The sequence below is a fragment of the Streptomyces sp. NPDC101152 genome, assembly GCF_044768275.1.
Lineage (GTDB): Bacteria > Actinomycetota > Actinomycetes > Streptomycetales > Streptomycetaceae > Streptomyces.
The window spans coordinates 96,121-121,969 of record NZ_JBIWPO010000004.1; the positions used below are offsets into that span (position 1 = coordinate 96,121).

At 70.1% G+C, this 25,849-nt stretch carries 24 protein-coding genes and 1 pseudogene; 13 read left to right on the top strand and 12 right to left on the bottom strand.

Annotation, left to right across the window (positions count from 1 at the left end; genetic code table 11):
• Both ACIRVK_RS06740 and ACIRVK_RS06745 read right to left on the bottom strand, forming a co-directional pair.
• Window positions 1-735, bottom strand: a complete 735-nt coding sequence (locus tag ACIRVK_RS06740) for an amino acid ABC transporter permease (RefSeq protein ID WP_404244339.1) — start codon at window positions 733-735, stop codon at window positions 1-3.
• A 48-nt stretch (window positions 736-783) separates the two neighbouring features.
• Complete coding sequence (locus ACIRVK_RS06745; protein WP_404244340.1) at window positions 784-1,581, bottom strand: transporter substrate-binding domain-containing protein; 798 nt, start codon at window positions 1,579-1,581, stop codon at window positions 784-786.
• A 256-nt stretch (window positions 1,582-1,837) separates the two neighbouring features.
• On the opposite strand from ACIRVK_RS06745, the gene ACIRVK_RS06750 reads away from it, so the two are divergent.
• Entirely contained in the window at window positions 1,838-2,647 is an 810-nt protein-coding gene (locus tag ACIRVK_RS06750) for an IclR family transcriptional regulator (protein WP_404244341.1), read from the top strand.
• Window positions 2,648-2,653: 6 nt separating this feature from the next.
• On the opposite strand, the gene ACIRVK_RS06755 is transcribed toward ACIRVK_RS06750, so the two are convergent.
• Both ACIRVK_RS06755 and ACIRVK_RS06760 read right to left on the bottom strand, forming a co-directional pair.
• Window positions 2,654-3,013 (bottom strand): DUF397 domain-containing protein, encoded by a 360-nt coding sequence (locus tag ACIRVK_RS06755; protein ID WP_404244342.1) that lies wholly within the window; start codon window positions 3,011-3,013, stop codon window positions 2,654-2,656.
• A gap of 9 nt (window positions 3,014-3,022) precedes the next feature.
• On the bottom strand, window positions 3,023-3,859 hold the full coding sequence (locus ACIRVK_RS06760) for a helix-turn-helix domain-containing protein (RefSeq protein ID WP_404244343.1): 837 nt from the start codon (window positions 3,857-3,859) through the stop codon (window positions 3,023-3,025).
• 329 nt (window positions 3,860-4,188) lie between these two features.
• Here ACIRVK_RS06760 and ACIRVK_RS06765 point away from each other — a divergent pair, with 329 nt between their 5' ends.
• The gene (locus ACIRVK_RS06765) at window positions 4,189-4,656 is read left to right on the top strand and encodes a hypothetical protein (RefSeq protein WP_404244344.1); all 468 of its coding nucleotides are present in this window, start codon (window positions 4,189-4,191) and stop codon (window positions 4,654-4,656) included.
• A 27-nt stretch (window positions 4,657-4,683) separates the two neighbouring features.
• Here the strand turns inward: ACIRVK_RS06765 and ACIRVK_RS06770 are convergent, their stop codons facing one another.
• The gene (locus ACIRVK_RS06770; RefSeq protein ID WP_404244567.1) at window positions 4,684-5,001 is read right to left on the bottom strand and encodes a darcynin family protein; all 318 of its coding nucleotides are present in this window, start codon (window positions 4,999-5,001) and stop codon (window positions 4,684-4,686) included.
• A gap of 84 nt (window positions 5,002-5,085) precedes the next feature.
• A complete protein-coding gene (locus ACIRVK_RS06775) occupies window positions 5,086-7,011 on the bottom strand; it encodes a beta-propeller fold lactonase family protein (protein WP_404244345.1) in 1,926 nt (641 codons plus the stop codon).
• A 375-nt stretch (window positions 7,012-7,386) separates the two neighbouring features.
• Between ACIRVK_RS06775 and ACIRVK_RS06780 the strand changes: the two genes are divergently transcribed.
• Complete coding sequence (locus ACIRVK_RS06780; protein ID WP_404244346.1) at window positions 7,387-8,124, top strand: hypothetical protein; 738 nt, start codon at window positions 7,387-7,389, stop codon at window positions 8,122-8,124.
• 124 nt (window positions 8,125-8,248) lie between these two features.
• On the top strand, window positions 8,249-9,121 hold the full coding sequence (locus tag ACIRVK_RS06785) for an LLM class F420-dependent oxidoreductase (protein ID WP_404244347.1): 873 nt from the start codon (window positions 8,249-8,251) through the stop codon (window positions 9,119-9,121).
• On the opposite strand, the gene ACIRVK_RS06790 is transcribed toward ACIRVK_RS06785, so the two are convergent.
• Window positions 9,110-9,688: a GNAT family N-acetyltransferase gene (locus tag ACIRVK_RS06790; protein WP_404244348.1), complete on the bottom strand. Its 579-nt coding sequence runs from the start codon at window positions 9,686-9,688 to the stop codon at window positions 9,110-9,112. The genes ACIRVK_RS06785 and ACIRVK_RS06790 overlap by 12 nt on opposite strands.
• A 142-nt stretch (window positions 9,689-9,830) precedes the next feature.
• Between ACIRVK_RS06790 and ACIRVK_RS06795 the strand changes: the two genes are divergently transcribed.
• From ACIRVK_RS06795 to rbsD, 5 genes and pseudogenes are all read left to right on the top strand, one after another.
• Window positions 9,831-10,697 (top strand): alpha/beta hydrolase, encoded by an 867-nt coding sequence (locus tag ACIRVK_RS06795; RefSeq protein WP_404244349.1) that lies wholly within the window; start codon window positions 9,831-9,833, stop codon window positions 10,695-10,697.
• 102 nt (window positions 10,698-10,799) lie between these two features.
• Window positions 10,800-11,345 carry a DUF1707 domain-containing protein gene (locus ACIRVK_RS06800; protein WP_404244350.1) on the top strand — a complete coding sequence of 182 codons (546 nt, stop codon included), beginning with the start codon at window positions 10,800-10,802 and terminating at the stop codon, window positions 11,343-11,345.
• 57 nt (window positions 11,346-11,402) lie between these two features.
• Window positions 11,403-11,759: pseudogene (locus tag ACIRVK_RS06805) on the top strand (substrate-binding domain-containing protein); the annotation flags it as partial.
• Window positions 11,760-11,887: 128 nt separating this feature from the next.
• Window positions 11,888-12,790: a ribokinase gene (locus ACIRVK_RS06810; protein ID WP_404244351.1), complete on the top strand. Its 903-nt coding sequence runs from the start codon at window positions 11,888-11,890 to the stop codon at window positions 12,788-12,790.
• Window positions 12,787-13,176: a D-ribose pyranase gene (gene rbsD, locus ACIRVK_RS06815; RefSeq protein ID WP_404244352.1), complete on the top strand. Its 390-nt coding sequence runs from the start codon at window positions 12,787-12,789 to the stop codon at window positions 13,174-13,176. Before ACIRVK_RS06810 ends, rbsD begins: the two co-directional genes overlap by 4 nt.
• 220 nt (window positions 13,177-13,396) lie before the next feature.
• Here the strand turns inward: rbsD and ACIRVK_RS06820 are convergent, their stop codons facing one another.
• The 3 genes from ACIRVK_RS06820 to ACIRVK_RS06830 are packed head-to-tail and all read right to left on the bottom strand — an operon-like array spanning window position 13,397 to window position 16,532.
• Window positions 13,397-14,197: a sugar phosphate isomerase/epimerase family protein gene (locus ACIRVK_RS06820; protein WP_404244568.1), complete on the bottom strand. Its 801-nt coding sequence runs from the start codon at window positions 14,195-14,197 to the stop codon at window positions 13,397-13,399.
• 35 nt (window positions 14,198-14,232) lie between these two features.
• Entirely contained in the window at window positions 14,233-15,384 is a 1,152-nt protein-coding gene (locus ACIRVK_RS06825; protein WP_404244353.1) for a dihydrodipicolinate synthase family protein, read from the bottom strand.
• Window positions 15,381-16,532, bottom strand: a complete 1,152-nt coding sequence (locus tag ACIRVK_RS06830) for a Gfo/Idh/MocA family protein (protein WP_404244354.1) — start codon at window positions 16,530-16,532, stop codon at window positions 15,381-15,383. The genes ACIRVK_RS06825 and ACIRVK_RS06830 overlap by 4 nt, the downstream gene beginning before the upstream one ends.
• A 279-nt stretch (window positions 16,533-16,811) precedes the next feature.
• On the opposite strand from ACIRVK_RS06830, the gene ACIRVK_RS06835 reads away from it, so the two are divergent.
• The 4 genes from ACIRVK_RS06835 (at window position 16,812) to ACIRVK_RS06850 (ending at window position 21,590) form a co-directional block, all read left to right on the top strand.
• Window positions 16,812-17,858 (top strand): LacI family DNA-binding transcriptional regulator, encoded by a 1,047-nt coding sequence (locus tag ACIRVK_RS06835; protein ID WP_404244569.1) that lies wholly within the window; start codon window positions 16,812-16,814, stop codon window positions 17,856-17,858.
• Window positions 17,859-18,410: 552 nt separating this feature from the next.
• A complete protein-coding gene (locus ACIRVK_RS06840; protein WP_404244355.1) occupies window positions 18,411-19,346 on the top strand; it encodes a GNAT family N-acetyltransferase in 936 nt (311 codons plus the stop codon).
• Between the two features lie 110 nt (window positions 19,347-19,456).
• A complete protein-coding gene (locus ACIRVK_RS06845; protein ID WP_404244356.1) occupies window positions 19,457-20,257 on the top strand; it encodes a sugar phosphate isomerase/epimerase family protein in 801 nt (266 codons plus the stop codon).
• 697 nt (window positions 20,258-20,954) lie between these two features.
• Window positions 20,955-21,590, top strand: coding sequence for a hypothetical protein (locus ACIRVK_RS06850; RefSeq protein ID WP_404244357.1), 636 nt, complete (start codon window positions 20,955-20,957; stop codon window positions 21,588-21,590).
• A gap of 6 nt (window positions 21,591-21,596) precedes the next feature.
• Here the strand turns inward: ACIRVK_RS06850 and ACIRVK_RS06855 are convergent, their stop codons facing one another.
• Window positions 21,597-21,986: a hypothetical protein gene (locus tag ACIRVK_RS06855; protein ID WP_404244358.1), complete on the bottom strand. Its 390-nt coding sequence runs from the start codon at window positions 21,984-21,986 to the stop codon at window positions 21,597-21,599.
• A gap of 130 nt (window positions 21,987-22,116) precedes the next feature.
• The gene (locus ACIRVK_RS06860; protein ID WP_404244359.1) at window positions 22,117-25,821 is read right to left on the bottom strand and encodes an ABC transporter ATP-binding protein; all 3,705 of its coding nucleotides are present in this window, start codon (window positions 25,819-25,821) and stop codon (window positions 22,117-22,119) included.
• Window positions 25,822-25,849 lie beyond the last annotated feature (28 nt).

A 25,849-nucleotide genomic window follows, 5' to 3' on the forward strand; every position in this document is an offset into this window, starting at 1 on the left:
TCAGGCCTCCTTCGGGGCGGGCCGGGCGGTCACCAGACGTCGTACGGCGCTCAGCACACGCGGCCGGGCGGCGGGCCGTAGCGGGGGCTTGAAGGCGACGCGCCCGACGAGCCCGGCCACCAGGACCACCGCGTTGGTGAGGACCAGGTAGAGCACGGCGGCGATGCCGAAGACCTGGACGGTCAGCAGGGTGCGGGAGTTGACGACCATGGCGGTGCCGGTGAGTTCGGGCACCGAGATGGCGGACAGCAGGGACGAGCCGAGGATGATCTGCACCAGCTGGTTGACGACGGCCGGGTAGACGTTGCGCAGTGCCTGCGGCAGGACGACGTGTGCGAAGGTGCGGGCCGGGGTCAGGGCGAGCACCCGGGCGGCCTCGCGCTGGCCGCGCGGGACGGCCTGGATGCCGGCGCGGAAGATCTCGGTGAGGTACGCACCGACGTTCACGCCGAGGGCGAGCACGCCCGCCTGCACCGGGCTCAGCCGGAGCCCCGCCGACGGGAGGGCGAAGTAGGCGACGAACATCTGCAGCAGCACGGGGGTGTTGCGGATGACCTCGACGTAGACCGCGGCGGGCGCGCGCAGCACGAGGAGACGGGATCCGCGGGCGAGCGCGCCGAGCAGGCCGAGGGCGAAGGCGAGCACGAAGGCTTCCAGCGACAGCCGCAGGGACAGCCAGGCGGCGTCCACGTAGGTGGGCCAGTCCCGGAGGGCGTAGCTCCAGTCGACGAACATGGGACTCCTCCCGGGGCGGCGGGAAGGACCCCGCCGCCCGGCCGGGACTCAGTAGGACGGGTTGAGCGGGTAGGGGCGGCTGACGCCGAACCACTTCTTGTAGAGGTCGGCGGCCTGTCCCGAGGTGTTGAACTCCCGCAGCCAGGTGTTGACCCACTGCAGCCAGGTGGCGTCGCCGAGCGGGACGCCGATGCCGTTGTACTCCAGCGGGACGACGGAGTCCTTGGTGACCTTCAGCGAAGGGTCCTGCTTAGCCTGGTAGTTGAGGAAGTTGGAGTCCTCGACCATCGCGTCGGCCTGGCCCTGCTTCACCGCGAGGACGGCGGCGGAGGAGGTGTCGTACTCCTGGATCTTCGCCTGGGAGTTGCCGGCCTTGACCGCGTCGCCGTTGGTGGAGCCCTTGGTGACGGCGACCGTCTTGCCGGTGAGGTCCTTGAGGGTGTTGATGCCGCTGGACTTCTTCACCAGCAGCACCTCGCCCGCGACGATGTACGGGTCGCTGAAGGCGACCTGCTTCGCCCGCTCGGCGGTGGTGGTGAAGTTGCAGACCACCGCGTCGACCTTCTTGGTCTGCAGGTTGGGGATGCGGTTGGCGGAGGTGGTGTCGACGATGTGCACCTTGACGCCGAGCGCGGTGGCCATCGCGGTGGCCACGTCCACGTCGAAGCCCTGCGGCTTGTTGTTCTTGTCCATCGAGCCGAACGGCGGGAACGTCAGGCAACTGGCCACGTTGAGGGTGCCGCGCTTGATGACGTCCTGCAGGGTCGAGGACTGCCCGCCGGAACCCGAACCGGTGGGGCCGGCGGAGGCGGAGGTGCAGGCGGACAGGGATGCGACGGCGGTCACACCGATACAAATCGCCATCAGATTGCGGTTACCGTGACGAAGTCTCATCACTTGCGTTCCGTTCCGGGAGGGTGCGAGGGGCGAGGGGAGGCGGGGGCCGGGGGGAGCCCGAAGAAGAAGCACCAAGTCGTTCTGCAGTGCAAAACGTTGTTTCGCATTGCGTTGCGGAGAAGCTAGCCCGGACCCCCGAAGCCGTCAACGGTGATTTCAAGATGTAACATTCAATTTTGCAATGCAGTACGGTAAGGTGCCCGGTGTGACCCCAGACGCCACCGACGCCCTCGAACCCCGCCGCAACTCCTCGTCCTCCCTGCGGCGCGCGCTGAGCATCCTGATGTACCTGGCCGAGGACGGCGGCCACCCGCACGGCATGTCGTTGACCGACCTCGCGACCGGCCTCCAGCTCAGCAAGAGCACGGTTCTACGACTCCTCGCACCCCTCCGCGACGCCCGCCTGGTCGACCAGGACCCGGAGACCGGCCACTACCGGCTCGGCCCGCAGAACGCCCTGCTCGGGCAGGTCTACCTGGAACGCCTCGACATCCGCCGCACGGCGTCTCCCCTGCTGCACCGGCTCGCCCAGGACGCGCGCGAGGCCGTGCACCTGGTCAGCTTCGACCCGCCGGAGATCGTCTACATCGACAAGGTGGAGAGCCCGCAGGCCGTGCGCATGCACTCCCGGGTCGGCGGCCGCCAGCCCGCGTACTGCACGGCGACCGGCAAGGCGTTCCTCGCGCACTCGGGCGACGAGGTCCTCGACCTGGTGCTCGCGGCCGGCCTCCCCGCCCGCACGCCGGCCACGATCACGTCCCCCGACCACCTCCGCGCCGACCTCGCGGTCATCCGCGAACGCGGTTACGCCATCGACGACGTGGAGAACGAACTCGACATCCGCTGCGTGGCCGCACCGGCCTTCAACCACGCCGGCACGGTCGTCACGGCGATCAGCATCTCGGGCCCGGCGTCCCGGGTGACACATGAACGACTCCCGGAGATCGGACGCCGGGTGACGGAGACGGCACGGGAACTCACGGCACTGCTGGGCGGGGTGGCGCCGACGCCTTGACCCCCGTCAGGAGTTGGGGTGAGGGGACTTCTTCAGGACTTCGAGAAAGGCGGCGAAGGCCGGAGCGGCGAAGGTGAGGGTGGCTCGGGTGGGGGCCTTGGAGTCGCGGAGGGATGTGTGGGTGGGGGTGGTGGCCAGCTCTACGCATTCGTTGCCGTCGCCTGGGCCCGAGTAGGACGACTTCCGCCAGGCAGGTTGCTTGAGGTCGTCCATGAAGGCGCTGAAAGCCCCGGTACGGAAGATGAGGACCGCCGCGGCGGGGGCCTTGGAGTCGCGAACGGCTATCAGGGTGGAGGAGTTCGCTATCTCCACGCAGGCGTTACCGTCGTCGGGGCCTGAGTAGGACGACTTCCGCCAGTTGTCCATGGGGTTGCCTCACAGCTCTTTCGCCAGCCGGTGGATGAAGTCACGCGAACGCTCGAAGTCGAGCGACACGGCTTCCACCTTACGGAAACGCGTTCGAAAGGCACTGAGCTGTGCTTCGGAGTCGATGAAGGCCGAGCCGTGGGGCACGTCGCGCACGACAGTGTCCAGTTTGGGAAGGGGGCCACCGACGTACGTCATGGTGCTGGCAGCCCTGCCAAAATCGTCCAGGTCGAACGGGATGACCCGCACGGTGATGTTGTCCGCTTCGGAGAGTTCGACGAGTCTCAGAAGTTGCGCTCGGGCAGCCGCTCGGTTGCTGACCCTGATACGCAGGGCGCACTCATGGATCACCAACTCGTAAGGGAAGATGAACTGCTGACGTCGCAAGCGGTGGCGTAGGCGCAGCTCGAGCTCCCCGTGGGTGAGCTCGGGAACCCGGGAGGCGAAGACACCGCGGGCGTACTCCTCGGTCTGCAGCAGGCCGGGAACGTACAGGATCGCCACCTCGCGCATGAATGTGGCGTGGTGCTCCAGTTCCGCCAGATCCAGGAACGACGTGGGCAGCAGGCCCCGGTACTCCTCCCACCAACCGCGTGTCCGATCGGTGGCCAGAGCGACCAGGGCATCAACGAACTCCCCGTCCGTACAGGCGTAATGGGACGCGAGGCGCCGCAGCCGCTCCTCGCTCACACCGGCGAGTCCGGATTCGATGTGGCTCATCTGTGCGCGATTGGCCCCGAGCAGCGCGGCCGCCTCGACGGCGGTGAGCCCCGCGGCCTCACGGAGCCTGCGCAGTTCGACGCCCAAGCGCATCTGACGTGCCGTTGCTTCGCGCCTCACGGGCATCAATTGGGAAGACGGGCGACGTCATGGTCGTCAGGGGTGTCCGCCCGGGTCTTGCACTTGCCGACGGCATCAAATCTGACGTGCCGCGCCGGGCGACGACCGTCTCAAGGGCGGTGCCCTGGGAACAGTCCACGCCCATGAACGACGTGGAGTGGTCCTACCTGCAGGGTCTGAGCCTTCAGGCGTTGAAGGTAAAGGAGTTACGTGGGCGGATGTGTTCCGGCGGGCTCTCTGGAAGCATGCCGAGGGCGGGGCGTGGGCAACTCTCTGGTCCGCGCCGGCGCACAGTTCGAGAACGGCGTCCTGGTTGAACGCGAGGAACAAGCCGCATGAACGTCCACGACATCCTGCAGAATCCGGACGAGCACGTCCGCTTCGCGGCCTATCTCTCCAAGCTGGGGGACGTTGTCGACTCGGACGAGGTCAACCTGGTCAGCCGCGTGCTCACTGACCCGGACCAGACGATGGCCCAGTCCGCCGTGCTTCAGCACCTGGACCGTCGGGCCACCGACCTCTACTCGGGTCCCTCTTACGATGGATGGGCACAGGCGATGACCCGGGCCACGATCGACCACCTCTTCCTGGCCCAGCGCCTGCACGAGTGGTCACTCTTCCGCGCCGTAACGCTCAAGCTGCCCTGGCAGCGACACGACCTGCTCGCGTCATCCAACTGGCTCCAGCTCAAGACCGCCGCCGGCCCGAGCGGCGAGGCCGTCAAGATCCTCGCCGAACTCGGCCGCACCAAACGGATCCGCAACACGGCAAGGAACAATCTCAACCGCTGCGGCGAGAACTGAACCGCTCACCCACAGCTCTCGAACTGGTCAGGTTCGGTCGTTCTCGTATTCCTGGTAGCCGTCTTGCAGGCCGATGGAGATGTCGCGCAGGCGCAGCCAGCCCTGGGCGATGAACTCGCTGTCCCGTAGCTTTTCGATGAAGTAGTAGTAGGTCTTGATGTCCTCGGTCTCGACGAACAGGAAGTCGGAGTAGTCCGTGGCGAACGCCTCGGCGTCGAAGTGACGGACCGACAACTTGTCGGCGAACGGTCCGACGATCTCCTTCTGGAAGACCTCCCGTTTCGCGCCGCGCTGCTCGCGGCTCAGTTGCAGCCAGGAGGCGTCGAATTCGTAGCGGATGACGATGCCGTACTTCGCGGGTCAACTCCTGCCGTAGCGCGTGCGGCGGCGCGGCTGTCCGTGCCGCCGCCTGTCCTGGGGCTGCGTTGTTCAGTTGGTGAAGTAGAAGTACTGCCAGGCACCGTACGTCGTGGTGTTCACGTTGTCGCCGGAGGCGGGATCGATGTACGACGTGCGGACCCGGGCGCGGACGCCCGCCGTTCCGGGGTGGCCGAGATTGACGATGCACTTGCCGTCCGTACCGAGGGCGAAGTACTCCGAGTCCGTCGTGTACCACTTGCCGTCGGAGTAGACCTGGAGGTCCAGGCGTTCCTTGCGGCCCGTGTAGTACGTCATCGTGGTGGTCAGGATCGCGTCGGTCTTCTTGTGGTAGTAGCGGTAGGGGGTCGAACCGATCGTTCCCGTGCGGTAGTACTTGGACAGCGAGCTGGCCGTCCTCACCTGCGCGTAGGCGGCGGACTTGACGTTTCGCGGGCTGTAGCGGGCATCGCCCTTGAAGACGGCGGTCACCGCGGTGTCGCGGGACATGTTGACGGTCGCCGTCAGGTTGCCGTGCGCATCCACCTTGCCGCTCTTGATCAGCTTGTTGGGCTTGTCGGCGCCGTAGGGATCGGCCCAGATCTCCACCGTGCGGTTGGCGTAGGTGGCGCCGAGGTGGGCGGTGAAGACGACGTTCTTTCCGTAGTCGTACGTCTTCAGGTTGTTGGTGAGCGTCAGGACGGGCGTGGGTCGGGAGACGGTGACGGTGTCCGAGGCGGTCGCCGGGGTGCGCGCACCGTCCCCGGGATACGTGACGGTGTAGCGAACCGTGCCGCCTGCCGGTGGCGCGTCGGTGAAGGAGAACGCGCCGTTGGAGCCCAGCTTCGTGGTACCCAGGGACTTGCCCGTCGGGGAGAGCAGGTCGGTGCGCACCACGTTCACCGGTGTCCCGGCCGGGGGTACGAGACCGGCGGTGAGGGTGCCACTGACGGTGAGCGTCTTCGCGCGCGGGGCGGTGGCCGGGGCGTTGAGGGCGAGTTTGGTGACGTACTTGCGTGGTTCGTTCACCATGTGGAACTGCATGGAACCGGACGATCCGGTCAGCACGAACAGGCTGGTGCCGTCTGCGGACCAGGCTGTGGAATGCCCGCCCCAAGGCATCCAGGCGTCCGACAGGTTACGGACGCTGGCCGGGGCGTCGGCGCCGCCGGGGAAGACATAGGTGTCGCCGGTGTTGTCGGTGTCCAGCGTGGTCGCGGCGATGGTGCCGTCCGGGGCGACGGTGACGGTCTCCGGCTCGCCCTTGACCGGGTACTCGCGCACCTCGGCCAGGTCGGAGAGCCGGTACTCGGTGACCGCTCGGTAGCCCTGTCCGACCACGACGATCGACTGCCCGCCGGGGGTGAGCGCGGCGTCCTGGTAGAAGCCGTTCTCGTTCACGCTGACGCGGATGGTCGGCGTGCCGGAGGAGACGTCGTAGACGACGATCGGCCCGGTGCTGATCCCGCCGTCCAGAGCGACCAGGGTGTCCGGGTTCGCCGGGTCGGCGTACAGCATCGGTGTGCTGGCGAAGTCGTGGCCGCCGGCGAGGTCGAGCTTCACGCTCGCCGGACTCGTGGTCAGGTCGACCTCGCCGAGCCCGGAATCCCACTGGTCGCCGTAGCCGAACCAGATCCGGCCCTGTGTCAGGGCGATGTGGCGCGGCGCCGTCTTTGCGCCGGTCGGGTACTCGGCGGTCTGCGTGAGCGTCGCCGTGTCGAAGGCGACGATCTTGTCGGCGCCGGTGACCGCGGCGTACAAGGTGCCGCCGTCCGGGCTCAGTTGGAGGTCCGACACCTCGGGCAGGCCGGTGAGTGTCTGGACCACCTTGCCTGTGTAGTCGACGACGGCGATCTCGCTGTCGCCGCTGATGTACAGGTGCTGGTGGGCACCGTCGACGACGGTGTCGCGGACGTCGCTGACTCCGATCGGCACGCTGATGTCGGCAGCCGCGGGTCCGGCGCCGAGCAGTACGGAACCGAAGAGGGCTGCCGTCATGACGGCAGCCAGAAGTGTGCGGATACGCACGGGAATTGACCCCCCAAGGGTGCGGCCGGGATGCGGCCGTGCCGGCCCTGTGACCGGTGGGTGAAGCGTAGGGCAAAGCTCCGACACACCCTGCGGCGCCTATCGACACCACCTGCTCATCGCCCTCAACCACACATGAGGACCAGGGAGACTCGCCCGGTGCCGGCAGCACCGGTTCGACATCGGGTCGCCGTGGGCTTTGGTTCACGTGGTCGTCCGCCGGGAAGTCTGGAAAGCGGCATACCCGGGCTTCGAACTGGCAGACAGCCTGACTGCCGCCCGAGCGGGCTCCGTGATCGGTGGAGGCGTTTTCGGGTCGCGGGCCGGCCCCCAGGGGAGGGGATCATGAATGCATTGCCATATCCGGTCACCGAGGCGGAGATGAACCGGTTCCGGGAAACTCTGGAGAACTCGCCGGAGCGCTTCGTGGAGTGCAGCCACGGTCACCCGATCGACGCCTTCCGGTGGCCCTGGAATATGAACAACGTCTACGTGATGCACGGCGTCCCGCTGGTGCGCTTCGCGTGCGACGAGTTCAGCTGCCCTTCCTGCGGGGTCTACGACAGCACGGCTCCGTGCCAGAGCTTCGGATACATCGGTGTGCCCCGCGACTCCGGCACCGTCGTGGCGCGCGGTTACCCGCGGCACACATCAGACGAATGGCGGGCCGGCGCCAAGGTGATGCCGCGACTGGACGGGGTCTACAGCCGTCCCGGTACGCGTGGCGAGTTCATCATCGGCATGCCTACCGAAGACGTGGACAGGTGCCTGTACTTCACTGATGGTGGCGAGGTGTTCGAATTCACGGTGAGTTACCGTCACGGCTTCGGCTCCGCACGGAGATTCCACGAAGCCACGCAGGCCGCACTACGCGGCTTCGACAACTCAAGAGCCACCAATGTACGGGGCCTGTACACCGTCACCGGTAATCAACTGGTCTGCCACATGCTCACGCCCACCGACAAGTTCTATCGGTACCACGCCAAGTTGAAGGGCTCCGTGAACGAGTTGAAAATGGTGCGGACGGACGGGCAGGGAAAGCGGCTCGGGAAGGCCGAGTTCTCGTACCGCAAGCCTCGGTAGGCCACATCTTCCGCCAATCCGCGACGCGCACATCCGTCGAGGTGGCCGGGAAGATCCGGCGGCACCCCCCGGTTGCCACCGGTGTACGGCTGTCCCGCACACCGACCGGAGGGAAACGTCACTCATGACCGGCAACGTGAAGGAAACCGTCGGACGGTACGGCATCTGGAGCACCGCCCTGCACTCCGGGGACCCGTCCCGCAACGCTGAACTCGCCGAAGCAGCCGTGGAGTTGGAGGAACTGGGCTACGGCGCGCTCTGGCTCGGCGGCAACTCCTCCGCCCGCGACGCCGCCCCGCTGATCGAGGCGACCTCCCGGATCGTGGTCGGCACCAGCATCCAGAGCATCTGGGAGCACGAGGCCGCCGACGCCGCCGCGAGCTTCGCGGAGCTGGACTCCGCCCATCCCGGCCGCTTCGTCCTGGGCCTCGGCGTCAGCCACGCCAAGTTCGCGGAGCAGTACCGGCGCCCCTACTCGGCCCTGGTGTCCTACCTGGACGCCCTGGACGAGGCCGGCCAACCCGCCGACCGTCGCCTCCTCGCGGCCCTCGGCCCCAAGACCATCGACCTCGCCCGGGAACGCGCCGCCGGCTCCATCCCGTACCTGGTCACCGCCGACCAGACGGCCAGGTCCCGCGAGCGCCTGGGCGACGGCCCGCTGCTGGCCCCGGAGCTGAAGGTCGTCCTGGAGTCGGACCCCGCCCGGGCCCGCACCCTGGCCCGCGACTACCTCGCCATGTACCTGGCCCTCCCCAACTACACCAACAACTTCCTCCGCAACGGCTTCACGGAGGACGACCTGGCGAACGGCGGCAGCGACCGCCTCATCGACGCGGTCTACGCCTGGGGCGACGAGGCACGGATCCGCGCCCGCATCGACGAGTACATCGCCGCGGGGGCGGACCACGTGGCCCTCCAGCTCGTGCACGGCAGCACACCGACGCGAGAGTTCCTCCCGAGGGAGGGCTGGAGCAGGCTCGCTTCTCTACTGACCTGAGCCGATGCTTCTCGACGGCTGCCACTCACGCCTGATCAGCCCGTAGACCCACGAGTCGGAGACCTCGCCGTTGACGACACAGTCCTCCCGCAACGTCCCTTCCCGCACGAAGCCGAGCTTCTCCAGCACCCGGGCCGAGGCCACGTTGCGGGTGTCGGCCTCGGCCTGGACGCGGTTGAGGTCCAGCGTGTCGAACGCCCACCGCAGCAGAGCGTGCGCGGCCTCGGTCGCGTAGCCGTGGCCCCACGCCGCGTCGTCGTAGCAGTAGCCGAGCGCCGCGCTGCGGTAGCCCGGGTTCCACCTGCTCAGGCTGCACCAGCCGATGAACGCCCCGTCGGAGACACGCTCTACGGCCAGCCGCGCCCCCGTGCCCTCCTCTGCCATCTGCCGGCAGGCGGTGATGAACTTCTCGGCGCGGCCGCGTTCGCTCCACGGTGGTGAGTCCCAGTAGCGCAGCACGTGGGCGCTGCTGTGCAGGGCGAAGAGGTCGTCCGCATCCGCGTCTGCGAAGGCACGCAGCCGAAGGCGAGCGGTGTGCAACGAGGGGGTGGGCAGCGGCGTCCTCAAGTTCCCTCCCTGATCAGGGGCCGCTCCATGAGACGTCCGATGCGGGTCGATCGCAACCGGTTTTCTCGGCGGCGGGCCTTCGAACGACGTGGGGGAATTCCCCTTGCGGTCAAGGGTGGTGACCGCCCTACGGTTGCTCCCCGTGACAATCGAGATGCCCTATCAACCACTTCCGATCGACCAGTCGGACGTGCGCTACCTCCACGGACCCGATTCCGCTCCACAGCCGGGCGTGCCCACCGGCGAGACGGTCGCGTTCGAGTGGAGGGGCAGCGAGGTCTACCCCGGAACGTTCCGGAAGTTCTGGGTGCATGTGCCCGCACAGTACGACCCGGCGGAACCGGCGTCCTTGATGGTGTTCCAGGACGGATGGTGGTACCTGGACCCCGCAGGGGAGGTACGCGGCGCGATCGTCCTGGACAACCTCATCCACCGCGGCGACATACCCGTCACGATCGGCCTGTTCGTCGATCCCGGCGTCTTCCCCGACGCGGAGAACCCCGAGAACTCCAACAACTCCAAGAACCGCAACAACGAATACGACGCCTTCGACGATCGATACGTCACCTTCCTCCTTACGGAGATCATCCCGCTGGTTGCGGAGCGCTGTTCCCTCGCCGAGGCACCCGAGAGGTGGGGCATCTGCGGCGGGAGCAGCGGCGGCAACTGCGCCTTCACCGCGGCGTGGTTGCGCCCCGACAGGTTCCGCCGTGTCATCGGATACCTGTCGAGCTTCGCGCAGATGCCGGGCGGCAATCCCTACCCGGACCTCGTCTCCCGCGCTCCCCGCAAGCCGCTGCGCATCTTCATGCAGGCCGGCCACCGCGACCTGCACTGGAACGAGCCAGAACAGAACTGGCTCGCCGAGAACCTGCGCGTGGCCGCCGCTCTTGGCGAAGCGGGCTACGACTTCCGCCTCGTCCTCGGAGACGGCGGCCACAGCACCAACCACGGCGGCGTCCTCCTGCCGGACGCCCTGAGGTGGCTGTGGAGGCCCACCGATGATTGATCGACACCTGCTCATCCGACCTGGCGCCGGCGCCCAAGGCCTGCCAGAGCTCCGACCGCACAGGCTCGCCGTCGCGTCGTAGAGCGGCACTACAGTTGCACGATGACCTCCCTGCCGCCGGAAGACCCGCTGTCCCCCATCGGCGAAGACGACCGTGACACGGCCGTGAACCGCCTGCAGGAGGCATACGCCGAAGGGCACATCTCGCACGAGGAGATGGACGAACGCCTCCATCAGGTGCTCACCGTCACGACGCGCGGCGAACTCGTGTCGGCCATCGCCTCGCTCCCGGCGCAGAAGCCTGCCACCACGTCCACGATCGCCGTCGCCAGCGGGTGGATCCGGCGACGCGGCGCGTGGCGGGTGCCGCGGTTCCTCAAGGTCGAGTCCGCGTACGGAAAGGTGGCGCTTGACCTGTCTCGGGCCGTCATCGAGCACCCTGTCGTCGACATCGAGCTGCAACTCCCTTACGGCAGGGCCAGGATCACGGTGCCGCGCGACGCGATCGTCGAGTTCGAGGATCTGCGCACCGAGTGGAAGGACCCGAGATACAAGCCCAGGCAGCGCTCCTCTCCGGGCGGGCCGCGGATCCGGATCTCCGGGGTCATGGGGTACGGACGGCTGAAGGTCCGCCACGCACGGCGTTGACGCAGTCATCGGCGGCGCCTCGCTCCTCGGCGGCACCGGCAAGGCGCCCGGCACGCTCCTCGGAGCGCTGATCCTGGCGGTGCTCCGCAACGGCTGAACCTGCTCAACGCGTCCGCCTTCCGGCAGCAGGGCGTCATCGCCGCCAACGACGAGACGGCCCTCGGCGCGATCAAGGCGCTCGGCTCCAAGGCCGGAAAGGCGGTCCAGGTCGTCGGGTTCGACAGCACCCCGGACGGCCTGAAGGCGGTCCAAGGGGGCACGTTGTACGCGTCCGTGGCACAACAGCCCTCGCAACTTGGCAGGATCGCCGTGGACAACGCGCTGAAGGCGCTACAAGGCAAGAAAGTCGAGGAGACGGTGAAGGTGCCGGTGAAGGTGGTCACCCAGCAGAACGTGGTCGGCTTCAGCGGCTGACGGTTGACAACGGCCGACGGTCTTCACGGCCGACGGCGGGGAACGGGCGGGCGGTCAGGGGAGACCGTCCGCCCGGATCGCTCATCTGGATCGCGTATCTGGGTCACTCATCCTGGGGAGTCTTATTCATGTACGACTACGACCTACTGGTCGTGGGATCGGCCAACGCCGACCTCGTGATCGGCGTCGAGCGGCGGCCGGGACCCGGCGAGACCGTGCTCGGCTCCGACCTGGCCGTCCACCCGGGCGGCAAGGGCGCCAACCAGGCCGTCGCGGCCGCCCGGCTCGGCGCCCGTACGACGCTGCTGGCCCGGGTCGGCGACGACGCGTACGGCCGGCTGCTGCTGGACTCGCAGCGGGCGGCCGGGGTGGACACGGTGGGGGTGCTGGTGGGCGGGGCGCCGACGGGGGTCGCGCTGATCACCGTCGATCCGTCCGGGGACAACAGCATCGTGGTGTCGCCGGGTGCGAACGGCCGGCTGGCGCCGGGGGACGTCAAGGCCGCCGCGTGTCTCTTCCAGGCCGCGCGGGTGGTGTCGGCGCAGCTGGAGATCCCGCTGGAGACGGTCGTGGAGGTCGTGCGCAGTCTGACTCCCGACAACCGTTTCGTGCTGAACCCGTCGCCGCCGCGACCGCTGCCGGCCGAGGTGATGGCGGCCTGCGACCCGCTGATCGTCAACGAGCACGAGGCGAGGGTGATCCTCGGTGACTCCGCGGTCGGTGACCGCCCCGAGGACTGGGCCCGCATCCTGCTGGCCCGCGGCCCGCGCTCCGTGGTGGTCACCCTGGGGGCGGAGGGAGCGCTGGTGGCCTCCTCGGAGGGGGTGACACGGGTGCCGTCGGTGAAGGTGGACGCGGTGGACACGACCGGCGCGGGGGACGCCTTCACGGCGGCGCTGGCGTTCCGGCTGGGGGCGGGCGCGTCGCTCGCCGAGGCCGCGGCGTACGCGGCGCGGGTCGGGGCGGCCGCGGTCACCCGGGAGGGCGCGCAGGTGTCCTTCCCGACGGCCGAGGAGGTCGAGGCCCTGTGAAGAAGGCAGGAATCCTCAACCGCCACCTCTCCGGTGCGCTCGCCGAGCTGGGCCACGGGGACGGGGTGCTGATCTGCGACGCCGGCATGCCGATACCGAACGGACCCCGGGTCGTCGACCTCGCGTTCCGTGCCGGGGTGCCGTCCTTCGCGGTGGTGCTGGACGGGCTGCTGGCCGAGCTGGTGGTGGAGGGCGCCACCGCAGCCAAGGAGATCCAGGGCGCCAATCCCGCGGTGTCGGCGCTGCTGGAGAACGAGTTCCCCGACCTGGAACTGGTCTCCCACGAGCGTCTCAAGGAACTCTCGGCGGACGCCCGCCTGGTGGTCCGCACGGGCGAGGCACGACCGTACGCGAACGTGCTGCTCAGGTGCGGGGTGTTCTTCTAGCCCCGCGTGATCACCCACACGGTCACCCGCACGGTGACGAACACGGTGACAAATTCGAGGGGGCCCGATCCGTCGACCGGGCCCCCTCGGCTTTTCCCCTCCACCATCAGAACCCCCGCGATCCCCCCAGATCCCCCTCCAAGAGTCCTGACGCCAAGTACGACCGGCGAGGTGGGAGAAGGGTTGTACGGCGTTCCGGGAATTTTTTTCCGGCTCGGGCTCAGGAGATCGCGTGCTGCACGAACCGCCGGGCCGTCTCCTCCAGCACCTCCCGTCCGTCCCGTGCCCACAGCCCGTCGTTGAAGAGCTCGACCTCGATGGGGCCGGTGTAGCCGGCCGCCTCCATGTGGCCCTTCCACTCCCGCATGTCGATCGAGCCGTCCCCGATCTGTCCGCGGCCGTTGAGGACGCCCTCCGGGAGCGGGGTGGTCCAGTCGGCCAGCTGGAAGGTGTGGATACGGCCGCCGGCGCCGGCCCGGGCGATCTGCGCGGGCGCGTTGTCGTCCCACCAGATGTGGTACGTGTCCACCGTGACGCCGACCTGGTGGGCGGGGAAGCGTTCGGCGAGGTCGAGGGCCTGGGCGAGGGTGGAGACCACGCAACGGTCGGCGGCGTACATCGGGTGGAGCGGTTCGATGGCGAGGCGCACGCCGTGCTGCTCGGCGTACGGGCCCAGTTCGGCGAGGGCGTCGGCGATGCGTTCCCGCGCGCCGTGCAGGTCCTTGGAGCCGGCGGGGAGGCCGCCGGACACCAGGACCAGCACCTCGGTGCCCAGCGTGGCCGCCTCGTCGATCGCGCGGCGGTTGTCGTCCAGGGCGGCCGCCCGCTCGGCCGGGTCGATCGCCGTGAAGAAGCCGCCCCGGCACAGGGTGGTGACCGCCAGGCCGGCGTCGCGGACCAGCTTGGCGGTCGCCTCCACGCCGTACGACTGGACGGGCTCGCGCCAGAGGCCGACGCCGGGGACACCCAACTGCAGGCAGGCGTCCACCAGTTCGGGCATCGACAACTGCTTCACCGTCATCTGGTTGATGGAGAAGCGGGACAGGTCGAGCTGGGTCACTGGTTCACCCCGTACAGCGAGAGCAGGTTCTTCATCCGTTCCTCCGCGAGCTTCGGGTCGGGGAACAGGCCCAGGCCGTCGGCGAGTTCGTAGGCGCGGGCCAGGTGCGGCAGGGAGCGGGCCGACTGGAGGCCGCCGACCATGGTGAAGTGCGACTGGTGGCCGGCCAGCCAGGCCAGGAGGACGACGCCCGTCTTGTAGAAGCGGGTCGGGGTCTGGAAGAGGTGCCGGGAGAGCTCGACGGTCGGGTCCAGCAGCTCACGGAAGCCCGCCGTGTTCCCGGTGTCCAGTACCCGTACCGCCTCCGCCGCCAGCGGACCCAGCGGGTCGAAGATGCCGAGCAGGGCGTGGCTGAAGCCCTTCTCGTCCCCGGCGATCAGCTCGGGGTAGTTGAAGTCGTCGCCCGTGTAGCAGCGCACCCCCTGCGGGAGGCGGCGGCGGATGTCGATCTCGCGCTGCGCCTCCAGCAGCGACACCTTGATGCCGTCCACCTTGTCGGGGTGCGCGGCGATGACCTCCAGGAAGGTGTCGGTGGCCGCGTCCAGGTCGGACGAGCCCCAGTAGCCCTCCAGCGCCGGGTCGAACATCGGGCCGAGCCAGTGCAGGACGACCGGTTCGGTGGCCTGGCGCAGGAGGTGGCCGTAGACCTCCAGGTAGTCCTCGGGGCCGCGGGCGGCGGCGGCGAGGGCGCGGGAGGCCATCAGGATCGCCTGGGCGCCGGACTCCTCGACGAGCGCGAGCTGCTCCTCGTAGGCCGCCCGGACCTCCGCGAGGGACCCGGCGGTGATCTGGTCGGTGCCGACCCCGCAGGCGATGCGGCCGCCGACCGCCTTCGCCTCGGCGGCGCTGCGGCGGATCAGCTCGGCCGCGCCCGCCCAGTCCAGGCCCATTCCGCGCTGGGCGGTGTCCATGGCCTCGGCGACGCCGAGCCCGTGCGACCACAGGTGGCGGCGGAAGGCGAGGGTGGCGTCCCAGTCGACGGCGGCGGGCGAGTCGGGCGACACGTCGGCGTAGGGGTCGGCGACGACGTGGGCCGCCGAGAAGACCGTACGGGAGGTGAGCGGCGCGCCGGGCGTCAGGTCCAGCGGCTCGGAGCGGGGCTCGTACGCCCGCAGTCCGCCCTTGAGGTCGGGGAGTCGGACGGTCACAGCGAGATCTCCGGTACGTCGAGACGGGCGCCCTGGGCCGAGGACTTCAGGCCCAGTTCGGCGAGCTGGACGCCGCGGGCGCCGGCGAGGAGGTCCCAGTGGTAGTCGGCACCGGCGTAGACGTGCTTGAGGAACAGCTCCCACTGGGCCTTGAAGCCGTTGTCGAACTCCTCGTTGTCCGGGACCTCCTGCCACTGGTCGCGGAAGGAGTAGGTGGCGGGGATGTCGGGGTTCCAGACCGGCTTGGGGGTCAGGGAGCGGTGCTGGACGCGGCAGTTGCGCAGGCCCGCGACGGCCGAGCCCTCGGTGCCGTCGACCTGGAACTCCACCAGCTCGTCGCGGCCCACGCGGACGGCCCAGGAGGAGTTGATCTGGGCGATCGCTCCGCCGTCGAGTTCGAAGATGCCGTACGCGGCGTCGTCGGCCGTCGCGTCGTAGGGCTTGCCGTTCTCGTCCCAGCGCTGCGGGATGTGGGTGGTGGCGATGGCCTGGACGGACTTCACGCGGCCGAACAGCTCGTGCAGGACGTACTCCCAGTGCGGGAACATGTCGACGACGATGCCGCCGCCGTCCTCGGCGCGGTAGTTCCAGGACGGGCGCTGAGCCGTCTGCCAGTCGCCCTCGAAGACCCAGTAGCCGAACTCGCCGCGCACGGACAGGATCCGGCCGAAGAAGCCTCCGTCGATGAGACGCTTGAGCTTGAGCAGGCCGGGGAGGAAGAGCTTGTCCTGGACGACGCCGTGCTTGATGCCCGCGTCCTTGGCGAGGCGGGCCAGCTCCAGGGCGCCCTCGATGCCGGTCGCGGTGGGCTTCTCGGTGTAGATGTGCTTTCCGGCCGCGATCGCCTTCTTGATCGCGTCCTCGCGCGCCGAGGTCACCTGGGCGTCGAAGTAGATGTCGACGGTCGGGTCGGCGAGGACCTCGTCGACGTCCGTGGAGACGTGCTCCAGGCCGTGCTGTTCGGCGAGCGCCCGCAGTACGTGCTCGCGGCGGCCGACCAGGATCGGCTCGGGCCACAGCACGGTGCCGTCGCCGAGGTCGAGGCCGCCCTGTTCCCGGATGGCCAGGATCGAGCGGACCAGATGCTGGCGGTAACCCATGCGGCCGGTCACGCCGTTCATGGCGATGCGCACCGTCTTGCGTGTCACGTCATTCCCTCCGTACGCGGTGTCCGCGCCGCGTACGCCCTGTCTCCTACAGGTGAGCGTCACAGCAAGCGCTTTCTATCACCTAAGAAGCTAGCCTCTGAACGTGGTCTGGACAAGACCGTGACGTAGTCGAGTTGTTCGAGGGGGCGAACAACGGAGAGCCTGACCCGTAAGGTCGGCTCGAAAACATTCGGAACCATGGCCGCTCACGGCCCTGTCTACGAGCACGTACGGGCACGCACGTGGACGTACGAGGATGCGCGACCGGAGGACGACGAGATGACGGTGACCCTGGCGGACGTGGCGGCGCGCGCGCAGGTCTCGCCCGCGACGGTGTCGCGCGTGCTGAACGGGAACTATCCCGTGGCGGCATCCACCCGCGAGCGGGTGCTGAAGGCGGTCGACGAGCTGGACTACGTACTCAACGGCCCGGCGAGCGCGCTGGCGGCGGCGACCTCCGACCTGGTCGGGATCCTGGTCAACGACATCGCGGACCCCTTCTTCGGGATCATGGCGAGCGCGATCCAGTCGGAGATCGGCGGGCCCGGGGGCCGGGCGGGCGGCGAGCGGCTGGCGGTGGTCTGCAACACCGGGGGTTCGCCGGAACGCGAGTTGACGTACCTGACGCTGCTGCAGCGGCAGCGGGCGGCCGCCGTCGTGCTGACCGGCGGGGCCGTCGAGAACCAGCCGCACGCGGCGGCGGTGGCCGCGAAGCTGACGAAACTGACGGACGCCGGGACACGCGTGGTGCTGTGCGGGCGGCCGCCGGCGCCGGACACCGGGGCGATCGCGCTGACCTTCGACAACCGCGGCGGCGGACAGCGGCTGACCGAGCACCTGATCGGGCTCGGGCACCGGCGGCTCGGCTACATCGCGGGCCCGGAGGAGCGGACGACGACCCGGCACCGGCTGGAGGGGCACCGCGCCGCGCTGGCGGCCGCCGGGATCGAGGACGACCCCCGCTGGACGGTCTGGGGGCGCTACGACCGGCAGTCGGGCTACGAGGCGACGCTGGAGCTGCTGCGCCGGGACCCGGGGCTCACGGCCGTGGTCGCCGCCAACGACTCCGTCGCGCTGGGCGCGTGCGCGGCGCTGCGGGAGTCGGGGCTGCGGATCCCGCAGGACGTCTCGGTCGCCGGTTTCGACGACCTGCCCTTCAGCGTGGACGCGGTACCGGCACTGACGACGGTACGGCTGCCGCTGGCGGAGGCGGGGGCCCGAGCGGGACGCATCGCGATGGGGCGGGAGGACGCGCCGCCCGGAGGGATCGCGACGGTCGGTGGGGAGCTGATGGTACGGGGGTCTACCGGGGTGCCTCGGGGGTGAGGGGAGCCGGGGGAGGCTGAGAGGCGGATCGGCCTGGGACGGGGGACCGGCCCTGGACGGCTCGCTCCGGTCCGGTCACTCGGTTTCCGGGTTCCGGTTTCAGTGCCAGGAAGCCGAAGAGGTCCGGAACGCCGTCCGGGGCGCGCGGCGGGGCGGGTGGCATAGCCGGAGCCCACCACGACCGAGGCGCCGCCACGTTCCGCGAAGGCGCCCACGGGTACGTCCGTGCCGGCCAGCACGCACACCGCGGCCGGCACCGAAGCGTCCGCCAGCGGCAATGCCGTCGCGTCGGCCGCGGCGACCGGCAAACGCCGTACCGCGTGACGCAGTCGACCGAGGGAGAGGTCGACGCCCATCGGCGTCCAGCCCAGCCCGCCGAGCCAGGCCGGCCTGACCGGTGGCCGGCGGCACGTGCGCCGATGAGTGTCGAGGGAGCTCCGGCCTGCTCCCGGAAAAGGACCGACCCCGGAGGTGTGGCCCCGACGCTGCGGGTGTCCTACCCTCGAGGCATCGGTATCTCTGACTGAGTCAACCATCCAGGGGGCGGCCGGTATGACAGTTCAGGACATCCGCACCTTCAACCGCTTCTACACGAACGTCATCGGCGCCCTGGACTACAGCCGCCAGCTGTACGCGCCGTACACCCTCACCGAATCCCGCGTCATCTACGAGCTCGCCCACTCCCCGCGTACCGACGCTGCCGATCTGCGCAGTGAACTCTCGCTGGACGCCGGGTACTTGAGCCGGATCCTGAACAAATTCGAGGACGCCGGGCTGATCGAGCGCACGACCTCCACCAGCGATCCCCGGCGCCGGCACATCACGCTCACCGCCCGCGGCCGCGAGACCGCCGACCTGCTCGCCGAGCGCGCCAACGAGTCGGTCGCCGCACTGCTGTCCACCGTTCCGTCCGCCGACCGGCCGCGGCTCGCGGAGGCGATGCTCACCGTCCGCGAGATCCTCTCCGAGGGGCGTCCGCCGCGCCGCGAGGACGTGCTGCTGCGAGACCCCGTCCCCGGCGACCTCGGCTGGATCGTGTCGCGCAACGCGGCCCTGTACGCCGCCGAGTTCGGCTGGAACACCGACTACGAGGGGCTCGTCGCACGGATCGTCGCCGACTTCGCCGAGGACCACGACCCGCATCTGGAGCGGGTGTGGATCGCCGAGCTGGACGGGCGTCCGGTGGGGTGCGTGATGTGTGTACGGGACGATGCGCCCGGCACGGCCAGGCTGCGGCTGCTGCTCGTCGAACCGGAGGCACGCGGGCTCGGCATCGGCGACCGGCTGGTCGACGCGGTCATCGACTTCGCGCGCGGCGTCGGCTACCGCGAGCTCGTCCTGTGGACCAACGACGTACTCGCCGCCGCCCGGCGCGTCTACCAGCGCCACGGCTTCGTCCTGGTCGCCGAGAAGCCGCACCGGTCGTTCGGCAAGGACCTCACCGGACAGGACTGGCGGCTGGACCTGCACGGCGGCCCGCGGGAATGAGGGAGCAGGAAGGGGGCGGGGGTGAGTCCGGGCCCCCGGGGTAGGGGGGACCCGATCGGCCAGGCCCGGCGCCTGGACCTGTAGCGCACCCACGAGTGACAGTAGGGACCATGCGACTGGCGTTCTCCACCCTCGGCGTCCCCGGCCTGCCCGTCCCGGACGTGGTCCGGCTCGCGGCCACCCACGGCTACCACGGCGTCGAACTGCGCGCCCACCCCGAGGAACCCGTGCACCCCGGCATCGACGCCGACCAACGTGCCGACGTCGCCGCCGAGTTCAAGGCGGGCGGCATCGAGATCCTGGGGCTCGCGGGGTACGCCCGCGTGGCGGCGCCCGGCGACGACGGGCCCGTGATCGACGACATGCGCGGCCTTCTCGACCTCGCCCACGACCTCGGCGCGCCGTACGTCAGGGTCTTCCCCGGCGCCGATCCCGAGCAGACCCGCGAGCGCGCCGACGCCATCGCCGCCCGCCGGCTCGGCACCGCCGCCGAGTACGCCGCCGACCTCGGCGTCCGCATCCTGCTCGAGACCCACGACTCGCACCGCACGGGAGCCGACGCGATCCGGGTCCTGGGGCTGGTCGGGCACCGGTACGTGGGCTCCCTCTGGGACGTCATGCACACCTGGCTCGGCGGCGAACAGCCCGCGGAGACCTACGCGGCCCTCTCGCCCTACCTCGGCTACGTCCAGGTCAAGGACATCGCCTCCGCCGAGGACAAGACCCCGCTCGCCCTCGGCGCCGGCGTCCTGCCGCTCACCGACTGCGTCGAGGTCCTGTCCCGGCACGGCTGGGACGGCTGGCTGTGCTGGGAGTACGAGAAGCGCTGGTACGAGGAGGCGGCACCGCTCCCGGACCTGCTGGCCGCGGGGCGGGAGCATCTGGGGCGTCTGCTCAACGAGTCGGCGTGAGGGGCCGGCGCCGGGCCGATGTGACGGGGCCCGCGTGACGAGAACGGGTCGGGGGCGGCGGTGACGGCGATGGGGAGCGTCGGGCGAATCGCGCTGCCCGCTCCGACTGCATAGCCGTCCACTTCGTCGGCCCTCGGCGCCCAGGTGAACCCGTAGGTCCCGCGCCCCTCCTCCGCGGCCAGCGCGAGGTCGGCCCCGTACCGGTGCTCCAGCGGCTCCTCCAGGCGCACCAACGCGCCCTCCAGCACCGGACCTTTCACCACCTGGGACGGCTCACGCGTCCCGTTGGACACACCGGTACCGACTTGCCGGAATCGCCGGAAAGGGGGGAACCCTCTCCCCGTACGGTTCGTCCAACCCGCAAGCTGTCGGATGAGTCTCCGCCGTGCGGTGTCGGCCCTCGCTGCTGGCTGCGATCGCTGACCCACCCTCTCCGCCGTACTGCGGCCGGCAGCACAGCCGCCATCGGCGCGCCCCCCTCCAAAGCGCCGATGGCGGCCCCTTCTCCTCCGGCGCGGGTGCCGTACCTCGCGGGCCGCGGGCCGTGGTACTGGAGGGGGCGTAGGCGCCGTACGTCACGCCCTCGGCGTGCGACCCTCAAGGGGCCCAATGCCTCCCGCGCGTCTGGCGTGACCGACCGAGGGGGGTCACGCTGGGCGTGGGTGCTTGGGGAGGTGCCCGGGGGGATCGGATCGCTATGCGTGAGAGATGTTCGGTGGGGGTGGTCTGCGCACCGCTGGTGCTGGTCGTCGCGTTGCTGACCGGCTGCCAGGCGCTGTCGTCCGCCTCCGGCAAGGACGGCGGACCGAGTACGGCACCGAGCCCGACCGCGAGCCGGCCCTCCGGGTACGGGGCGGTGTTCCTCGGGGTCGGCGAGTGCAGTTCCTTCGGCACGACGAGCTTCACCGAGGTGCCGTGCACCAGCGAGCGGGCGGCGGCGCGGGTGGTGGCGCGGTACGACGGCACGGTGGCCGACGGTCCGCTGTGCCCGGCGACGACGGACTTCGTGCTGCACATCAGCGCGCAGAGCCCGCCCTCCGGCGCGACCGGCGACGGTTCGGTGCCGCAGGGGTACGCCTGTATGCGCAACCTGGAGCCACCCCATCCCGGCGACCCGGGCGGCGGGGGCGGCCCGCTCACCATCGTCGGCGACTGCGTCTACGGCTCCGGCAACGGACAGGTCCGGGAGACGGCCTGTGACGGGAGCGGCGCGAGGAAGCCGCAGTACAAGGTCGTCAAGGCGGTCACCCGCCGCACGGCATGCCCGCCGTCGACGGACCTGTACGTCCACCTCGACGGCGGGACGCCGGTGGGCTGCGCCCGGCGCCTGTGAACCGCGTCAGCAGAGAATCCAGCCCGAGCTCACCGACCCCGCGTCCACCGACCCCTTGATCCACACGCACCGGTGCCCCGCGTGCACCATCACCGGCCCCGCGTGGTGGCTGTACTGCCCGCTGTCCACGACGGGACGGTTGCCGCGCGCCTGAACGCTCACCGACATGGAGCGCTTGACGCTGGAGGCCTGCTTCGGGAACGTCACGGCGCAGACGTAGCCGTTGGCCTTGTAGACGTGCACGACGCCGGTGGAGAAGGTCAGGTCCCTCACCTTGCGCCCGGAGCAGTACGGGTCGGCCTGCGCGCTCCCCGGTGCGGCAAGCGCCAACAGTCCCGACGCGGTCAGCACGGTCAGACCGAGCGCCGTCCGTCGCCGTATCGCACCTGTGTCCACTGTCGTCTCCCCTTACGACCGACAAAGAGCGTACGGGTGTACGGACGCAGGACGTATGTCGGACGGTTGCGCGACCGTCAGCTTCCCGACAGGAATCCCACAGCCACCCCACAGCGACCGAGCGCTCGGGTCACGCCGCCAAGGGCTCGTCCTCCCCCACGAACGTCCGCCACAACTCCGCGTACCGGCCGCCCCGTTCGAGCAGCTCGATGTGGGTGCCGTCCTCGACCACGCGCCCGTGGTCCATCACCACCACGCGGTCGGCGCGGGCGGCGGTGGTCAGGCGGTGGGCCACCACGAGGGTCGTGCGGCGGCCGGCGAGGCGGTCGGTCGCCCGGTTGACCTGGGCCTCCGTGGCCAGGTCGAGGGCGGCGGTCGCCTCGTCGAGGAGCAGTATGTCGGGGTCGACGAGTTCCGCGCGGGCCAGCGCGATCAACTGCCGTTGTCCGGCCGAGAGGTTGCGGCCGCGCTCGGCGACCTCGTGGAGGTATCCGCCGTCGAGGGTCGCGATCATCTCGTGCGCGCCGACCGCCCGGGCCGCCGCCTCCACCTCGGCGTCCGTCGCGTCGGGGCGGCCGTAGGCGATGGCGTCGCGGACGGTGCCCTGGAAGAGGTACGCCTCCTGGGGGACGACGCCGAGCCGGTGCCGGTAGGAGGTGATGTCCAGGGCCCGCAGGTCCGTGCCGTCGACCGTCACCCGGCCGCCGGTGGGGTCGTAGAAGCGCGCCACGAGCTTCACGAGGGTCGACTTGCCGGCGCCCGTCTCGCCGACGAACGCGACCGTCTGGCCCGCCGGGATGGTCAACCGGACGCCCGTCAGGGCCTCCTCGTCGTCGCCGTAGGCGAAGTGCACGTCCTCGAAGGCGATGTCGCCGCGCAGGGAGAGGACCTCGAGGGGTTTCTCGGCGGCCTGGGTGGAGGTCGGTTCGCGCAGCAGTTCCTGGATGCGGCCGAGGGACACGGTGGCCTGCTGGTAGCCGTCGAAGACCTGGGACAGCTGCTGGACCGGCGCGAAGAACAGGTCGATGTACAGCAGGTAGGCGACCAGCGCACCGGTCGTGAGGGTGGCGGCCTCGATCCGGCCCGCGCCCGCGACCAGCACCGCCGCCGCCGCGACGGAGGACAGCAGCTGCACGAACGGGAAGTAGACCGAGATCAGCCACTGCCCGCGCACCCGCGCCCTGCGGTAGTCGGCGCTGCGCTCCGCGAACCGCGCCGCGCCGTCCCGCTCGCGCCCGAAGGCCTGCACGATCCGCAGCCCGGACACCGACTCCTGCAGGTCCGCGTTGACCAACGACACCCGTTCCCGGGCGAGTTCGTACGCCTTCACGCTCGCCCGGCGGAAGAAGAACGTGGCCACGATCAACGGCGGCAGGGTCGCGAAGACGACGAGGGCTAGCTGCACGTCGATCACCAGCAGGACGACCAGGATGCCGAAGAAGGTGACCAGCGAGACGAACGCGGTGACGAGCCCGGTCTGCAGGAAGGTGGACAACGCGTCCACGTCGGTCGTCATCCGGGTCATGATCCGGCCCGTCAACTCCCGCTCGTAGTAGTCGAGTCCGAGCCGCTGGAGCTGGGCGAAGATCTTCAGGCGCAGCGAGTACAGGACGCGTTCACCCGTCCGCCCGGTCATCCGGGTCTCCCCCACCTGCGCCGCCCACTGCGCCACCACCGCGAGCAGCCCGAGCAGGGAGGCCGACCAGACGGCCCCGAGGGCCATCGCGTCCACGCCCTTGTCGATGCCGTGCCGGATCAGCACGGGCAGCAGCAGCCCCATGCCGGCGTCGACGGCGACCAGCCCGAGGCTGATCAGCAGGGGCGCCCCGAAGCCCCGCAGCAGCCGGCGCAGTCCGTACGACTCCTCGGGCATGACCGCCCGCGCCTCGTCGATGTCCGGGGTGTCGGTCGCCGGGGGCAGCGCCTCGACCTGGGCGAGGAGTTCCGGCGTGGCCGGCGTCCCGGCCAGCGCGGTGTCCTTGGGTTCCCGGTCGCCGGTCCACAGCCGCGGGGTCACCCCGCGCTCGGCGTCGAACTCGGCGTCCAGCTCCTCCCGTACGGAGGTGTCCTCGGCGGGCACGGCGGGCCGGGCGTGGCCGGGCGAGACCCCGCCGAGCTCGTCGGGGTCGGTGAGCAGGCGGCGGTAGAGCGCTGACCGTTCCTGCAGTTCCTCGTGGGTGCCGAGGTCGGCGAGCCGACCGCCGTCGAGGACGGCGATGCGGTCGGCGAGGTTCAGGGTGGAACGGCGGTGCGCGATGAGCAGGGTCGTGCGGCCCCGCATGACCTGCTTCAGCGCCTCGTGGATCTCATGCTCGACGCGGGCGTCCACGGCGGAGGTGGCGTCGTCGAGGACGAGCAGGCGCGGGTCGGTGAGGATCGCGCGGGCGAGGGCGACGCGCTGGCGCTGGCCGCCGGAGAGGGTCAGACCGTGCTCCCCTACCTTGGTGGCGTAGCCGTCGGGCAGCTCCCGGATGAACCGGTCCGCCTGGGCGGCGCGGGCGGCGGCCTCGACCTCCTCGTCGCTCGCGTCGGGGCGGCCGTAGGCGATGTTGTTGCGGACGGTGTCGGAGAAGAGGAAGGAGTCCTCGGGGACCAGCCCGATCGCCGCCCGCAGCGAGTCGAAGGTCAGTTCGCGGACGTCGTGGCCGCCGATCAGGACGGCGCCGTGGGTGACGTCGTAGAAGCGCGGCAGCAGGAGGGAGACGGTGGACTTCCCGGAGCCGGAGGAGCCGACGACCGCGAGGGTCTCGCCGGGCCGGATCTCGAAGCTCAGCCCTTCCAGGACGGGCCGCTCGTGGTCGTACCCGAACGAGACGTCGTCGAACTCGACGGTGGCGGGCGCGTCGGCGGGCAGGTCCTTCGTGCCCTCCCGCAGGGTCGGCTCGGTGTCGATCAGCTCCAGGACGCGCTCGGTGCCGGCCCGGGCCTGCTGGCCGATCGTGAGCACGAAGGCGAGCATGCGGACCGGGCCGACGAGCTGGGCGAGGTAGGTGGAGAAGGCGACGAAGGTGCCGAGCGTGATGTGCCCCCGCACGGCCAGCCACCCGCCGAGCGCCAGCATGGCGACCTGACCGAGCGCGGGGACGGCCTGGAGGGCTGGGGTGTACGTGCTGTTCAGCCGCACGGTCCGCAGCCGCCCGGCGAACAGCCGCCGCCCGACCTCCCGGAGCTTCCCGGTCTCCTGCTCCTCCTGCCCGAACCCCTTCACCACGCGTACGCCGCTGACGGCGCCGTCGACCACGCCGGCGACGGCGGCCGCCTGCGCCTGCGCGTACCAGGTGGCGGGGTGCAGCCGGGAGCGGCTGCGCTTGGCGATCCACCACAGCGCGGGGGCGACGGCGAGGGCGACGAGCGTGAGGAGCGGCGACAGCCAGGCCATGATCACCAGCGAGATCACGAACAGCAGGACGTTCCCGATGGTCATCGGGAGCATGAAGAGCAGCCCCTGGATGAGCTGCAGGTCGCTGGTGGCCCGCCCGACGACCTGCCCGGTGGACAGCTCGTCCTGCCGTCGGCCGTCGAGCCGGGTGATCGTCTCGAACATCTCGGTCCGCAGGTCGTGCTGGACGTCGAGCGCGAGACGGCCGCCGTAGTAGCGGCGGACGTAGGTGGAGACGTAGACGAGGACGGCGGCACCGACCAGCGCCGCGGCCCAGGGGGCCATGCGCCGGCTGTGGTCGCCGATGACGTCGTCGATGATCACCTTGGTGACCAGCGGGACCAGCGCCGTCACGGCCATGCCGGCGAGCGAGGAGCCGAGGGCGAGGACGACGTCCTTGGGGTACCGCCAGGCATACCCCGCCAGTCGCCGTGCCCATCCCTGCTGCTGACTCACGCCTGTGCCTTCCTGCAGACCTGCTCTA